The sequence below is a fragment of the Vibrio sp. JZG10 genome (assembly GCF_054064075.1).
In genome coordinates this window covers 46,184-61,003 of record NZ_JBSUGE010000006.1, presented here as the reverse complement: position 1 = coordinate 61,003, position 14,820 = coordinate 46,184, and the positions used below count along the sequence as shown (strand labels likewise).

The following is a 14,820-nucleotide window of genomic DNA, read 5'->3' as shown; positions in this document are numbered from 1 at the left end:
ACCAACTGTGACAACCAAACCGCTATTAAAGCAGGATATTATTCCTTCAACTTTGTGTTTTAGGAGTAGTCATTAGACTACCCAATAATTGTTGGAATAAATAATGACGAAACGTTGGCTTGTCTCCGCTGTGAGCATTGCGCTGCTCGGCGGTGGAACGTATTTCTATCTCCAATCTGCTGCTCAACCAGAATTGCTGCCTACATTGATTGTGGAAAAAGGCACGATTGAAAAACAAGCGGTGGCTGTTGGTAAAATTGTCCCTGCACATTCTGTGTCTATCAAGTCACAAATCGACGGTATTGTCGGTGAAATTTACGCGAAAGTTGGTGAAAAGGTGAAGCAAGGCCAGCCGCTGATCAAAGTGCGTCCAAACCCAACCCCCCAAGCATTAACGGATGCATCGGCAGAACTCATGCGTAGCGAAGCCGATCTGGAATCCGCCAAACAAAAACTGTCTAACCTAGAAAGCTTGGTCAAGCAGGACATTATTCCAAGTAACTACGACGAATACGTAAGTGCGCGCTCGGCAGTCAAATCTGCGCAAGCGGACGTATTGCAAAAGCGCCAGAATCTCGAACTCATCCGCAGTGGTGAGGCGTCTATCGGTGATGCACGTTTAACGTCGACGATCTACGCGCCAATTGATGGCACGGTACTCAACCAGAAAGTTGAGGTCGGAGAGCCGATCATCTCGACTCAATCAAGCCAAGCCGCGACTGAAATGATGTCATTGGCCGACATGAACAGTCTGATTTTTAAAGGTAGCGTCAGTGAGCATGATGCTGCGCAGTTGTCTCCGGGAATGCCCGTTATGTTGACGGTGGCGCCTTATCCTGATGTGGCGATTTCTGGTGTGCTAACCAAAGTGGCGATTCAATCTGAGAACCTCAACTCACCAGAGGGCAATGCTTCTGCAAAAAGTTTTGATAACGGTTTTGAGGTTGAAGTGGGAGAACTCAAGATCCCACAAGATGTGTTGCTTCGTTCTGGTTTTTCATCGACGGCTCAAATCATTCTGAAGAAGTCTGAAAACGTGCTCACTCTACCGGAGCGCGCTCTGCAATTTGATGGTGACGCACCGAATGTTCTGATCCCCGATAGCTCAGAACAAGGGTTTCATAAACAACCGGTGAAACTCGGTCTGTCAGATGGCATCAATGTCGAAGTGCTTGACGGCGTGGAGCTTGATGAAGAGGTTATCGACAACAGCATGATGGGAGCGGCGCATGGTTAAACTGCAACGATCAAAAATCGCCTTTGCATTGTTGGCTGCCACACTCAGTTTGCCGACCTACGCAATTTCTATTGAACAAGCTTGGCAACAAGCAAAGCAGAACGATCCTAATTACGAAAAAGCGAAAATCGGCGTCCAGCTTGGCGAGGTTGGCGTACAGAGTAGCCGCAGTGCGTTATTACCGGGTTTAAGTGCCAGTGCGTCAGTGGATTGGAATGAGTCCTCAAGCCATTCGAACAGTTACGGCGCTACCTTATCTCAAACTATTTGGGATAGCAGTTTGTGGTCGGAACTGGATCAAGCGAATGCCAATTATCTCAAAGCACAGTTAGAGCTATCTCAATCGCATAACGAGCTTGCGCAGAAGCTGCTCACCGCTTACCTAGATGTGGCAAGCGCACAGGGCGACCTCAAATTGGCGCAGTCCAAGCTGGAGGAGGGGAAGGAACTTCTCAACATCATTGAGAAACGCTATCGAGCAGGCAAAGTGAAGTCGGTTGATGTTGAAGAGATGCGAGCGAATCAAGTCTCCGAGCAAGCAAGTATCCTCAATGCAAAAGCCGATCTCGAAGTGAAAAAAGCAGAGCTTGCGGTGTTAATCAATCAAATGCCGGAGAGTGTCGACCAAATTCGAACGGATTCTTTAATTCAGCCACCGATGCTGGTGGACTCTCAGGAGCAATGGCTAAAGCTGGCGAAAGACAGTAGTCCAGAGCTGTTGGTGGCGGCGCAAATGGTGAAAGCGAGCGAGTTCGCGAAAGATTCAGCTAAAGGTGGATACTACCCAACCGTCAAAGGCAGTGTGGGCTACAGCGATAGTGATAGTCGTTCAAACGGCGAGTTTAACGCTGGGATTAGTTTGAGTTTGCCGATTGACCTCAATGGTGCAGTGCGAGCGAAAGTGGACGAAGCATCGTTGAACATTTTAAGCGCCAAGCAAGATATGCGTAGAGTGGAAATTGATATTCAGAAACGAGTTATTCAGCAGTTTACGCAGGTCGATATCAACTGGAATCAAGTTTTGATAGCGAACGAGCTGGTTGAGTCGCGCGCCAGAGTGTTGCAAAGCAAAGAGAAACTTTACGACGCTGGCCTGCTTGAAGTGTCGGAAGTTATCAGCGCACACAACAGCTTGTTTGAGGCGAAAAACAGTCTGCAAACCAACTTGTACAGCTACTGGCGTAAGAGAATCGGCTTACTGCAAACCGCAGGGAAACTCGATGACGATACCATGGCGTTGATCTCTCGAGCTTTTCATTCATGAGCAGTCTATTGCAACAAACTTGGCAAACGTTGATGGCGCATCGCATGAAGAGCGTGCTAGCCATTATCGCGATTGCTTGGGGCGTGATCTCTGTGGTGGTGTTAATCGCACTTGGCGAAGGCTTTTATCGCCATCAGACCCAGTCGTTTTCATTTATGATCAACAATGTGCAAGTGGTGTTTCCGTCGAGTACCAGCAAACCGTGGCAAGGGTTACCTTCAAGACGACAAATTGATATTCCACAAGAAAAAGTCGACATGATCAAACAGTCAGGCTTCGTGCAACAGGCGTCGAGCGTCTACGCCAAATGGGATGCGAATATCACCAACCTCAAAGGACAGAACTTATCGAGTACGGTCAGCGGTATTGATACGTCTTACTTTCCTTTAATGCAACGCAAGCTGCAATCCGGTTCGAGAAACCTGTCACCAAGTGATATGAACAACCACACTCGCGTGGCAGTGTTAGGCGATCAAATTGCGCAAATGGGCGGAATTCAAATCGGGGATAGGCTCAAAGTCAACGGCATTCCGTTTTTGGTGATTGGTGTCACCGTCGGTGAGAACACTGGCATTTCATTTGGCGATAGCCGCACTGTTTTCATTCCTCAAACAACGTACCGCGATTTGTGGGATGCGAAACCTTGGATGGTATTGATGAAGCCGAGAGACGGGATGGATGCACCGTCGTTTCGACAAAATATCGTGAACTTTTTCGCCAAGCAGCTTCATTTTGACCCAAGTGATAAAGACGCGGTCGAATTACCCGACTTTAGTGAAGGTGCGGCGGTCATCAGTGGAATTTTGCGTGGCATTCAGATTTTTCTCGGAGCGAGCGGCGCGATGACAATGGCGGTCGGTGCGCTTGGCGTTGCCAACATCATGTTTTTATCCGTCACGGAGCGCACGCGTGAAATCGGTGTGCGTTTGGCGACCGGGGCGACTCAAAAATCCATACTCAGTCAGTTTATTCTTGAAGGGCTTATTTTGGTAGCTGTGGGCACGGCATTAGGTCTGATGTTTTCGTATGCCGTGGTGTCTGTCCTAAGCAGCATGGCATTACCGGAATGGATGGGTTTGCCTGTGATCACGCCAGATTCCATTGCTTGGTCTTTACTTGTGACGCTTATCTTGGCATTGATGGCGTCGTATTTCCCAGCAAGGCGAGCATCGCGTCTCACGCCAGTCATTGCTTTGAGTGCGAGGGCGTAGTCATGTTGTTACCGATGAGACAAATTTTCCAAGAAATGGCCGCAGAAAAGCTGAGATTGGGTTTGACCATTCTGGCTGTAGCGTGGGCGACCCTCTGTATCGCTGCCATGTTGGCGGTAGGTGAGGGTATTCGTCAGGGCGTATTGAAAACCGCACAAAATGGTAACGGCAACTTGATCTATTTGACCGGAGGGATGGCCACCGTCGACCACGGTGCTTTTCACCAAGGTAAGTTTCTGACATTAAAAATGGACGATTCAGAGGTCGTTCGAGCGTTACCCGATGTAAAAAGTGTTGCGCCAACTGCGAAGTGGAAAGAGCGCATCACCGTTGGTGATAGAAACTCGTGGCAAGAACCGTTAGCGGTCACGAGTGAGTTTCAATCCATGACCAATTTGGTGCCGATGGCGGGGGGGCGATGGTTAAATCCACTCGATCAAAAAGAGACGCGCAAAGTCGTTGTACTGGGTTATGAACTGGCAGCCGACTTATTCAACCCGAATGAGGACTTTAGTTGGTTTGCGACAGTCACATTGCAAGTCAACCCTGTGGGGAAAAAGGTAAAAATCGGCAATGAGGAGTTCACCGTTGTGGGCGTATTGGAGAAAAACAGCGCCCAAATAGAACAGGGGGATCTTATCAACTATTCCAGCTTTGTGCCGTTAGCGACGTGGAAGCGATTTCATGTCAACGGTGAAATTGGTGGCATCAATGTGCAGCCAGAAGCGGATGTAGACCGAGAAGCCTTAGCAAAGACGATCAGGCAAGTGATTGCCCGTAAACACGGGGCAAGTGTCAGCGATGAACAGATCGTCCAAGTCGATGATATGTTCCTTAAGCAAAAGAGTATGCAGCAGTTTCTGATAGGTTTGCAGAGTTTTCTTGGCATTATCGGCTTCGTGACGTTAGCTGTTGCTGGCGTCGGCATTGCCAATGTGATGTATGCCACCGTAAAGCGATCTACGCGTGATATCGGCGTGCGCATGGCAGTCGGTGCAACCCCAACGGCCATTCGTATGCACTATTTAGTACAGTCTTTATTGACAATGATGATGGGGGGCGCGCTTGGATTAGCCGTGACGTACGCGCTGGTGTCTGCCATCAGTTCCATTCCTTTAGAAGGCAATGCCTTTTATGAACAACTGGGTAAACCTGTCCCTGAGTTGTCGTGGGTCGTTGTCGCGATTGTCATCCTCACCTTAGTGATAATTGGTGTGGCATCTGCATGGTTACCTGCAAACCGAGCCGCAAAAGTCAGCCCATTGGAGGCGCTACAAAGTGAATAACAACAATAACTCTGGAGAGAACATGTCGAACCAGCCGCTTGTTGAGCTAACCAACATCTGCAAATACTACTCAAGCGGAGAGGCGGAAGTACGTGCGCTCGACGGCGTAGACTTAACCATCAATCAAGGTGAGTTTCTTTCGATTCTTGGCCCGTCTGGCTCGGGTAAATCAACGCTAATGAACATGCTCGGCTGTTTAGATAAGCCCACCGATGGCGAGTACCAACTTGGCGGCCAAAACGTAGCAAGTTTAAGTGCGAATGAGTTGGCTGGCATTCGTAACCACAAGATTGGATTTGTCTTCCAAAGCTTTAACTTATTGGAATACGCGACGGCGCTCGATAACGTGGCGCTGCCGTTGGTTTACTCTGGCATCAAAGCCAAAGAACGTCGCCAGCGCGCAGCTAAATTGCTAGAGCAAGTCGGGCTAGGGGATCGTTTAGATCATAAACCAAACCAGCTTTCTGGCGGTCAAAAACAGAGGGTCGCGATTGCAAGAGCCTTGGTCAACGATCCGCAAATCATCTTAGCGGATGAACCAACGGGTGCATTGGATTCAAAATCCGGCGCAGAGATTGAAGCCTTGTTCAACCAACTCCACGCTGAAGGCAGAACCTTGATCATCGTGACGCACGATAACGCCCTCGCAGAACGCACCAAGCGCATCATCACTATCAAAGATGGTAAGGTGATTTCGGATAGGGCTCCGGAGGGAAGATAAATGAATTTTTCTTGATTGAGACTGGAGTTACTTTAAGGAAGATAGCCATGGAATAGGAGAAGCTATCTTCCTTTATTTTTATTCGCGATGTTCGCTTTGTCTCTCTTTTATCAAGTCATGCTTTTGTTCTTTCAGTAGAGTGATTGCGAGCTTAGTGTCCTCAATCAATTTACTGTTATCGTTGAGATCTTTGCTCTTCAAAGGCAAAACCAGATAATGAATGCTGCCATCCTCATTCTGTACTCCGGTAGCAATGATGACATCACCTTCAGACGCCGTACCAAAATACTCTGAAACGACTTTGGTTTCGCTGACACCGTAACTATCCAAATAGGATGATTCCGTGTTGTCAAACAAGATAGGAACCCCTTGTTTAGCTAATGTTCGCAATTGTTTTTGCTTTTGCTCGTCGAATGGATAGTCGGTTGTGCTGATGTAACTTACCTGTTCAGCTTCAATAAAATCGTACAGTTCATTGCTCAATTCATTTAATGGGGCAGATATCCAAGGTGTAGCTGGAATGACATCGGAAGTAGCGTCATTGTCATTCTGTGGTGTTGGAACGGTAACCACCTCTTGAGCTGCATCGCTCTCAGGAGGCGTTACACTTCTTGTTTCAGTTTTCTCTGTCTTGATTTGCTCGTCAAAGCTTGCAACAGAATCGCTCTGGGAATTCTTGTTATTTGAATTAATTAGAAATATGGCGAGTACTGCACCAAGTGCTAGCGCCGATCCAGTCAAGAGTTTTTTATTACTTGTCATGTCTTACCGTTTATTTCATTAGTAAATACGGCGGCCACTTATTCATTCCGTGGCCGCAGGCTAATAAGTTAGTGGTAGAGCGCGTCATTCCAAGAGATAGTTACGGCTCGGCTAGTCTCTGTCCATTGACTGCTATCACGATTTTTCTTCCAGGTATTTTCTGGGGTGGTATACCAGCTACACCAGTCACGACCAAAGTAGTAATTGGTTTTTCGCCAACCTGCAACCAGCTTGACTTCTGACGTATCTAGGCCATCTTGAATATCATTTTTTCGATATACAACACCGACTTGCGGTTTAAAGTCAGAGCGCATCACGACAGGTAATTCGCTATAGTCAATTAGGTTGCCCATGTCACAGCTGGTCCAACGGTACAATAACCAGTCTTTAGGTGGAGTATTGTGGCGGATAGTCTGGTTTTCGATAAGCCAATTAATGCTCTCATTGGTCTGATCAAAATCAGCCACCGTCTGAAATTCTGGTTGATCGTAAGTTACACGGTTGCTCCAGGAGATCCCACCGCTAATATTTGGAGAATCAGAAGCACTGAAGCCAAGATTAAAGTCCAGAGACTCACTTACGGATGCTGTTGCAATAGTGTTTTCTGGAGCATGGCTCATATGACGTAAAGGGGCACCATTTAAATAACTCAGTGCCAGTTTAAAGGCTGTTGGGATTGTGTAACGGTAGTCTCCACCGGTGGCAAAACCATAGATCTGCTCTTTATTCGGTACATTAGTCATGTCGAAACCAGAACCTCCGTTTAGAAGCAACTTGGCTTCCTTAGCTCCATTCGGCAGCAAAGATTGGTTCCAGACATTTTCTAAGGAGTAAATTAAGCGGATCTTCTTCGAGCGTGCATCGCTATCATCGAGCTGTAGCAAGGTCGAAGTGTAAGCTTTTAATGTATCTTCAGCATGTGCTGGAGCTAGAGAACCAAGTAATGCGAGCGCGATAATACTCGCGGAAAGATGCTGTTTTTCCATTGTTGTTTCCTATTAGTCAGCCCATAAAGGTTATTATTGGTTTTTAACAATAACTCTATGGGTGTTTTATAATTATGGACAGGTTATTAATTGGTGCTCAATAATTGAGCGGTGAAATATTGCATCTTGTTTTTTAATAAAAAAAGGAAAAGTATAGATTCGTGGGATTAATGTCTCATAGTTTTTAAATTCATTACTCAACTATAATAAATAAGAATGTGGTTATTAAGTCTTACCTTTTTAAGTTATTACTTAATTTTTATTTTCTAATGTTATGTTTAAGTTCCTTATTGATAGAAGTGAAGTTTATAAATGTTAACCATGTTATTGTTGAGGTTTTTGTTATGCCAAACTAAGTAAAGTGTCGTTATGTGGTCATTACGGCTTCCTGAATTTAATTTAAATTAAAACAGTGGTTTATGTTTGTTTTATTATTGGTTGTTTCGAGCTTAATGTAATAGTTGGGTGACAAAGTCCGTCAATGAATTTGTCATATTCGTGTATGAGGTTATATGTTCTTTTAAAACAGAAAAATTAAACTTTACGTTTGAGATGGTAAATATAGGAAAAGAAATAATTAAATAATCATGTTTCCGAGGATATAAAATGTAAGGTACTTTTAATTAAACGAATGCTTGAATAAATTATGGAGTGTGAAAAAGTGCTATTTAAGCTACGCTGTCCTATATTCCAGGTAGCGTCTTGTTTATACAATGCGTTTTCTAGGCTTAAAACTGGTTTACGTACTGTTAATCCCTTATCAGTTTCTTAATTACACATATTGGCAATATGCTCGCCAAGTTACATGTATTGGTGTCAATGAAAACAGTATCTACGATAGTTCCCTCTGGGTTGGAACTCCCACCATGAATTTCTTTCATGTTCAATGTGAAACAATACCAATATTATTCAACTCGTGAAGCAAGTATAAAAAACGGACTGCTCTGGTGTTAGGCACTGCGACCACCGTTTTTAGTACGAACTGTTCGTCGTGAACGCCGCGCAACCTAACGATTGGGAAAACCAAAAAACAAAAATATCCCCATGCACAGAGTTAGGAAAAGTCTGCTTTATCTAAGGAAATAGGATACCAACTCACGATGAATAACGATTTCACATTTGCTATCAAAAGCATTCGCTTTGATGAGAATTACCAACCATCAGACAATACGCGAATCACTACCAACTTTGCTAATCTGGCTCGTGGAAACTACCGCCGAGAGAATCTGCGCAATGCACTCCGAATGATCGACAATCGTTTTAATGCCTTGGCACATTGGGATAATGCGCAAGGTGACCGCTACTCAATAGAGCTTGAAATCATCTCTGTTGATATGGATATCCAAGGCAGTGGTGAAGCCTTCCCATCGATTGAAGTGCTTAAAACCAACATTGTTGACCACAACACTAACGAGCGCATCGAAGGCATTGTGGGCAACAACTTCTCTTCATACGTTCGTGATTACGACTTTAGCGTTTTGCTGTTGGACCACAACAAAAACCAGCCCCGTTTCAGCATCCCAGCTAACTTCGGTGATTTGCATGGCAAACTGTTCAAAGCTTTCGTTAATTCTGAGTCTTATAAACAGCATTTCAAAAAGCTGCCTGTGATTTGTTTGAGCGTATCGGACAACAAAGTATACCGACGCACCGAAAATCAACATCCTGTTTTGGGCTTTGAATATCAGCCGAACGAATCTTCGTTGACGGAGCAGTACTTCAAGAAGATGGGCTTACAGGTGCGCTACTTTATGCCGCCAAACAGCGTTGCACCGTTGGCATTCTACTTCTTCGGTGACTTGTTGAACGACTATTCAAACCTAGAGCTTATCAGCACGATAAGCACGATGGAGACATTCCAGAAGATTTACCGACCAGAAATTTATAATGCCAATGCGGTTGCCGGTAATTGCTACCAGCCAAACCTAAAAAACCTAGACCACTCGCTAACTCAAATCGTTTACGACCGAGAAGAGCGCAGCCAACTGGCGATTGAACAAGGGAAATTTGCCGAGGAGCATTTCATCAAACCTTATCAATCTGTGCTTGAACAATGGTCTGCAAACTACGCGTAACCGACAACGAGAATCTAGAAAGGAATGACGATGAAAACACTATTACCGACTTCAACGGCTGGCAGCTTGCCGAAACCTTCTTGGCTAGCGGAACCAGAAAAACTTTGGTCACCGTGGAAACTACAAGGTGAAGAACTGATTGATGGCAAACGCGATGCGCTACGTGTCGCTTTGCAAGAACAAGAACTGGCAGGCGTTGATATCGTCAGTGATGGCGAGCAAACTCGCCAACATTTTGTGACGACCTTTATTGAGCATTTAAGCGGCGTAGATTTTGAAAACCGTAAAACGGTGACCATTCGCAACCGCTATGAAGCAAGTGTTCCGACGGTGGTTGGGCCAGTAAGCCGCACAAAGCCCGTGTTTGTTGAAGATGCAAAGTTCTTGCGTCAGCAAACTAAGCAACCTATCAAGTGGGCGCTGCCAGGCCCTATGACGATGATCGACACGCTTTATGATGATCATTACGGTAGCCGTGAAAAGCTGGCTTGGGAATTTGCAAAGATCCTCAATCAAGAAGCGAAAGAGCTTGAAGTGGCAGGTGTCGACATCATTCAGTTTGATGAGCCTGCGTTCAATGTGTTCTTCGATGATGTGAACGAGTGGGGCATTGCATGTTTAGAGCGTGCGATTGAAGGGCTGAAATGTGAAACGGCGGTGCATATCTGCTATGGCTACGGCATCAAAGCGAACACGGATTGGAAGCAAACGCTAGGCACTGAATGGCGACAATACGAAGAAGTATTCCCTAAATTGCAGCAATCGAATATCGATATTATTTCGCTCGAATGTCATAACTCGCGAGTGCCTATTGAGTTACTTGAGTTGATTCACGGTAAGAAGGTGATGGTTGGTGCGATTGACGTTGCAACCAACGAAATTGAAACGCCAGAAGAAGTGGCGAACACACTGCGAGAGGCATTGAAGTACGTTGATGCCGACAAGCTTTACCCATGTACCAACTGTGGTATGGCGCCTTTGTCTCGTGAAGTATCAACCGCTAAGCTCAATGCGCTAAGTGCGGGAGCGGAGATTGTTCGTAGAGAGTTGGTGGGTTGATATTAATACTTAGGCTCCGCACCATGAACTAAAGTTAGGGTCATTCCAGCGAGTTTAAACGAGACTAGGAATCTGATTACAGCTCGCTGGGAAATAGCGATAACTTTCGCATTTCAAAGCACTCTGTGGGTAGATCCTGAATCACGCTCGTTCCTCGCTGTTCAGGATGACGGTTGTTGAGATATACGTTACTCATGTACACAACTATTTGGTTTGTATCCAAAGTTGGGTCATTCCAGCGAGTCTAAACGAGACTAGGAATCTACTAACAACTCACTGGAAAATGGCGATAACTTTCGCACTTCAAAGCACTCGGTGGGCAGCTCCTGAATCACGCTCGTCCCTCGATGTTCAGGATGACCGTTTTAAATAAAAATGCCGCTCACAGTAAAGTGAGCGGCATACATTTCCCGTTTTCAGCCTCGGCCAAGGCTTAATTCAACTCCACGTTCCTCATCTCAGGGTGCTTTAGCAACATCACACGAATCCAGTGATGCACTACCCACATCACCATCGCGGTGAGCAGAACCGCGACGAAAATCGAGCTGAAACGGTACAAGATCGAAAAGAACGCGTCTTTTTGTTCTGGCACCAATGAGGTCGTCAGCGGAACCGATAGGGCAGACATGGCAGAAAACGCGATAGCCGCTTTAATTTGCCCCTTGGTGAGCCACAAGCAGAATGGCCCCATTGCAATGGTAAAGGCGAGCCAAAAGAGTAGCCCATGCCCATACCAACTGCCCAATATCAGCTGAACAGCCATCCCTGCGATGCAGCCTAGTGCGGTGCCGATGATGCGAATTTTTGCCATGGCGAGCGAGCCCGCTAAAGTCATTGGGGTTAGGATGATCAAAATGGAAGCTTGTGCGGATAGCGAGTCATATAAGTCTGCTACTTGGAATACGATAAATGCCGCCATCGCCACTACCCAACCCATGGCAACTTGGCTGATGTAGTCAATATCGCTTTTCACTGGGGTCGACATCTCAATGTGCTCGGCGGAGGATTTTGGCTCCGGGAACAACCAATACGCGAATGCGCAAACAAAAATATTGCTGAACGCCATCACCCACATGTTAACGTTGAACTCTTCAATATCCATGAAGTTATAGCTGGCAAAGTTCAACACAATTGAACCCACCAACAGCCCCATGTAACCAAACAAATAGGTTTTCTGGTTCATCATTGCAATGCACTTAAACAGCATCATGATTCCGACGGCAACGGTCATTAATGTTGGATGAAACTGCAAGTATTCCAGTAAAAATGTGGCTTGTATGGTTGTCCACACCGCAGAGAAAAACACAATCAATAAAGCCGAAAGATTAAAGTGGTCCATTCTGCCCAAAATAAACAGCGGCATCATGATGGCAAAAAATCCGTAAGACCAACCGAAGATCATGCTTAGCGCGAGCCCTAAAGAGCAGCCGAACCAAATTCGTAAGGTTTTCATTGTCGCCACCTAGTAAATGAAGTGGAACCAGCTTGCGAGGTGAATCTGTGCTTGCGCCATCCACTGCCAGAAAATGTTGTTGTCTGGGTACAAAACAATGGTAGCGCGAGAGCCGACAAACAGTGCTGGTGGTAACTCTTCGCTGCTGGTTAGGTTCACTCGTGTACGCTGCGCATCACGTACCCAGCGGTTGTTTACTTCCACTTTGGTTAGTGCGCCATTAGGCGTTTGTTGTGCGGCTGCTACACCGTAATCGCGGCTAGCTAAATCAAAGTCGTACACCGAACCTGGGTTGGCATCAAATGTGACCAGGGCGTGGAAAGTCTTGTCTACGTTCGCGACGGATTTTTCACGAAAATCAGCGGCTACCCAGAGTGATCCTGTTGGTACAAATGTCAGCAATGGCATGTTGGTGTTTGCCATCGTGCCAACTTCTAGTTGCAGGTTGGTCACGACACCATCACTGGGAGCGAGTACCGCGGTATTTGCCAAATCAAGTTGCGCCTTTTCGATGCCGTTTTTGGCAATTCGAACGGCGGTGCTTTGACCTTTTTGATCGCCTAATTGCGCCTCAATGACTTTTAAGTTTTGTCGTTCCGCTTTAAGCGCTGCACGTGATACCTGATTTTGGGCAAAGGCATTGTCGAGTGTCGATTGAGAGATGACTTTCTGCTTCGATAACGTCAGTAAGCGGTTGTATTCGCGGTGTGCATTATCAAATGTCGCTTGTGCGCGGGCAATATTGGCAAGAGCGGCTTCGCGTTGAGAATACAGCGTTGCTTCTTTTTCATAAGCGGATTGCAGAGACAGCTCCGCCTGTTCAAGCGCTATCTTGTATTTACGATCATCAATCGTAAATAACACATCGCCTTTTTGAACGGACTGGTTATTCTCGATGAGAACGTCGGTCACTTTACCAGATACCTCGGGCGCGACTTGGACAACGTATCCTTGCACTCGTCCTTCGGTCGTTAAGGGGGCGTGGCGGTCAGCAATGATAATGTACAAAAAAAGTACGATGAACAGGACAATCAAAGTTCGCATCCAGTGTTTGAATTTTTGGTCAGCCGTCATTACAAGTTCCGTTAAACATATTGGATAGCGGATTATAGAGAAGTCACTCACAATTCAGTAGAATGATAATACGAACATAAATGACCTAAAAATAGGACAATGAACGTTAGTTTTGATGATATTTACCTATTCACTCAGACGGTGGTTCACGGCGGTATAAGTGCAGCGGCAGAGGCGAATCAACTACAACGCTCAAAAGTGAGTCGTCGCCTGCAAGAATTAGAGAAATCGCTCGGGGTACAGCTTTTGATCCGCACAACACGCAGCATTGAGTTGACGGAGCACGGGAAACGCTTGTTTGAGTTGGTGGGGCAGCCTATTGACCATATTCAGCAAGGTTTAAATGCCATGCACGAATATCAACAAGAGCTGACGGGCAAGGTGCGTTTAGCCATTCCTTCCGCATTGATGAGTTCTGCCGCGTTTAACGCGATCATCACCGAGTACACAACGCGGTATCCGGAGATTTCGGTCGAGATTGAAAACCATCAAGAGAGTGTCGATCTCAAGCGTCAATCGTTTGATTTGCAGCTTCTTCCGAGCGTGGTCAAAGTCACCGATGACAGCTATGTGCAGTTCAGTCTTTTGCCTTATCGTAGTCACTTTGTTGCGTCAAAAGCCTATCTAGAATCGCATCCGCCAGTAAAAACGGTGGAAGATCTTAAGCAGCATCGCCTTTTAACTAATCGTTACAATGCCGATTTGCTCGATTCAGATCTGCATGTGGCGTTGCGCTCGGACGACCTCAACTTGCTGCGCTCGATGGCGATAGCAGGAAACGGCATCGCGTTTATTCCACAAATTCATTCTAAGCCTGCATTGCGAGATGGTTTGTTGGTCGAGGTGCTGCCTCAATTCGCGCATCCGAAGCAGCATCTTACTCTGATTTATCCCTCGGCCTTATTTCTGCCCAATAAAGTCAAAGCCTTGATTGAACTAATTCGAGAGAGATTTAAATAGTCAGTTCAAACCACACTTAAATAAGGGCAAATGTGTGAGCAAAGGTCATCTTTCTAGGTTTTATTGCTCTAACATGAAAGGGTTCTGATACATTAACTGTTGCTCAACTTGTTGAGTATGGTTTGTGGTCGCACAAGATAGGAGATGGAAATGTTATCGAAAGGAAACACGGGCCTGATTGTGGTGGATGTTCAGGGCAAACTCGCTACATTAATGCATGAAAGCAACGCACTGATTGAAAATATCACGAAACTGGTAAAGGGTGCCAAAGCGCTAGATTTGCCTATTCTGTGGCTAGAACAGAATCCAGAAAGGTTGGGCTCAACCGCGGAGCCGATTCGTGAAGTGCTTGAAAGCACGCATTTACCTATTACCAAGTACACGTTTGATGGTTGCAAAGAGGCGACGTTTAAGGTCGCGGTGGAGAACGCGAAAGTTGATACCTGGTTGGTTTGCGGTATTGAATCCCACATTTGCGTCTATCAAACCGCGGTTTCTCTGCGCCAGTCCGGTTATCGCGTTGAATTAGTCACGGATTGTGTATCTTCCCGAACCGCTGCCAATAAAGCGCTCGCTCTTGCGAAGTTAACCGCTAACGGTGTGGTGCTCACTGGGCTAGAAATGTGTTTGTATGAAATGGTCGAAGATTGCCGAGCACCTGAATTCAAAGAAATTCTGGCGCTCATCAAATAGTGTAATCATTGTAATCAGCAACAATTTTATTTGAACACG

At 46.0% G+C, this 14,820-nt stretch carries 13 protein-coding genes; 9 read left to right on the top strand and 4 right to left on the bottom strand.

Going from position 1 to position 14,820, the window contains the following annotated elements:
- Window positions 1–103 precede the first annotated feature (103 nt).
- The 5 genes from ACWYVB_RS09200 to ACWYVB_RS09180 are packed head-to-tail and all read left to right on the top strand — an operon-like array spanning window position 104 to window position 5,719.
- Window positions 104–1,237 (top strand): efflux RND transporter periplasmic adaptor subunit, encoded by a 1,134-nt coding sequence (locus ACWYVB_RS09200; protein ID WP_005376722.1) that lies wholly within the window; start codon window positions 104–106, stop codon window positions 1,235–1,237.
- Window positions 1,230–2,501, top strand: a complete 1,272-nt coding sequence (locus ACWYVB_RS09195; RefSeq protein WP_457528782.1) for a TolC family protein — start codon at window positions 1,230–1,232, stop codon at window positions 2,499–2,501. Before ACWYVB_RS09200 ends, ACWYVB_RS09195 begins: the two co-directional genes overlap by 8 nt.
- Complete coding sequence (locus ACWYVB_RS09190; RefSeq protein ID WP_301660291.1) at window positions 2,498–3,712, top strand: ABC transporter permease; 1,215 nt, start codon at window positions 2,498–2,500, stop codon at window positions 3,710–3,712. The genes ACWYVB_RS09195 and ACWYVB_RS09190 overlap by 4 nt, the downstream gene beginning before the upstream one ends.
- Before the next feature lie 2 nt (window positions 3,713–3,714).
- On the top strand, window positions 3,715–4,998 hold the full coding sequence (locus ACWYVB_RS09185) for an ABC transporter permease (RefSeq protein WP_457528779.1): 1,284 nt from the start codon (window positions 3,715–3,717) through the stop codon (window positions 4,996–4,998).
- 22 nt (window positions 4,999–5,020) lie between these two features.
- On the top strand, window positions 5,021–5,719 hold the full coding sequence (locus tag ACWYVB_RS09180; protein ID WP_457528832.1) for an ABC transporter ATP-binding protein: 699 nt from the start codon (window positions 5,021–5,023) through the stop codon (window positions 5,717–5,719).
- 78 nt (window positions 5,720–5,797) lie between these two features.
- On the opposite strand, the gene ACWYVB_RS09175 is transcribed toward ACWYVB_RS09180, so the two are convergent.
- Both ACWYVB_RS09175 and ACWYVB_RS09170 read right to left on the bottom strand, forming a co-directional pair.
- Entirely contained in the window at window positions 5,798–6,481 is a 684-nt protein-coding gene (locus ACWYVB_RS09175) for a topoisomerase I (protein ID WP_124008321.1), read from the bottom strand.
- A 68-nt stretch (window positions 6,482–6,549) separates the two neighbouring features.
- Complete coding sequence (locus ACWYVB_RS09170) at window positions 6,550–7,467, bottom strand: leukocidin family pore-forming toxin (RefSeq protein WP_053809756.1); 918 nt, start codon at window positions 7,465–7,467, stop codon at window positions 6,550–6,552.
- A 1,100-nt stretch (window positions 7,468–8,567) separates the two neighbouring features.
- On the opposite strand from ACWYVB_RS09170, the gene ACWYVB_RS09165 reads away from it, so the two are divergent.
- Together ACWYVB_RS09165 and ACWYVB_RS09160 are read left to right on the top strand one after the other, a co-directional pair.
- The gene (locus ACWYVB_RS09165; RefSeq protein WP_021448859.1) at window positions 8,568–9,542 is read left to right on the top strand and encodes a DUF1852 domain-containing protein; all 975 of its coding nucleotides are present in this window, start codon (window positions 8,568–8,570) and stop codon (window positions 9,540–9,542) included.
- A 30-nt stretch (window positions 9,543–9,572) separates the two neighbouring features.
- Window positions 9,573–10,601, top strand: a complete 1,029-nt coding sequence (locus ACWYVB_RS09160) for a methionine synthase (RefSeq protein ID WP_457528777.1) — start codon at window positions 9,573–9,575, stop codon at window positions 10,599–10,601.
- Between the two features lie 433 nt (window positions 10,602–11,034).
- Here the strand turns inward: ACWYVB_RS09160 and ACWYVB_RS09155 are convergent, their stop codons facing one another.
- Window positions 11,035–12,054 carry a DUF2955 domain-containing protein gene (locus ACWYVB_RS09155; protein WP_457528775.1) on the bottom strand — a complete coding sequence of 340 codons (1,020 nt, stop codon included), beginning with the start codon at window positions 12,052–12,054 and terminating at the stop codon, window positions 11,035–11,037.
- A 9-nt stretch (window positions 12,055–12,063) separates the two neighbouring features.
- Window positions 12,064–13,128, bottom strand: a complete 1,065-nt coding sequence (locus ACWYVB_RS09150) for an HlyD family secretion protein (protein WP_025794957.1) — start codon at window positions 13,126–13,128, stop codon at window positions 12,064–12,066.
- Between the two features lie 99 nt (window positions 13,129–13,227).
- Here ACWYVB_RS09150 and ACWYVB_RS09145 point away from each other — a divergent pair, with 99 nt between their 5' ends.
- The gene (locus ACWYVB_RS09145; RefSeq protein WP_457528773.1) at window positions 13,228–14,088 is read left to right on the top strand and encodes a LysR family transcriptional regulator; all 861 of its coding nucleotides are present in this window, start codon (window positions 13,228–13,230) and stop codon (window positions 14,086–14,088) included.
- A 150-nt stretch (window positions 14,089–14,238) separates the two neighbouring features.
- The gene (locus ACWYVB_RS09140) at window positions 14,239–14,781 is read left to right on the top strand and encodes an isochorismatase family protein (protein WP_167394169.1); all 543 of its coding nucleotides are present in this window, start codon (window positions 14,239–14,241) and stop codon (window positions 14,779–14,781) included.
- The last annotated feature ends 39 nt before the right edge of the window (window positions 14,782–14,820 follow it).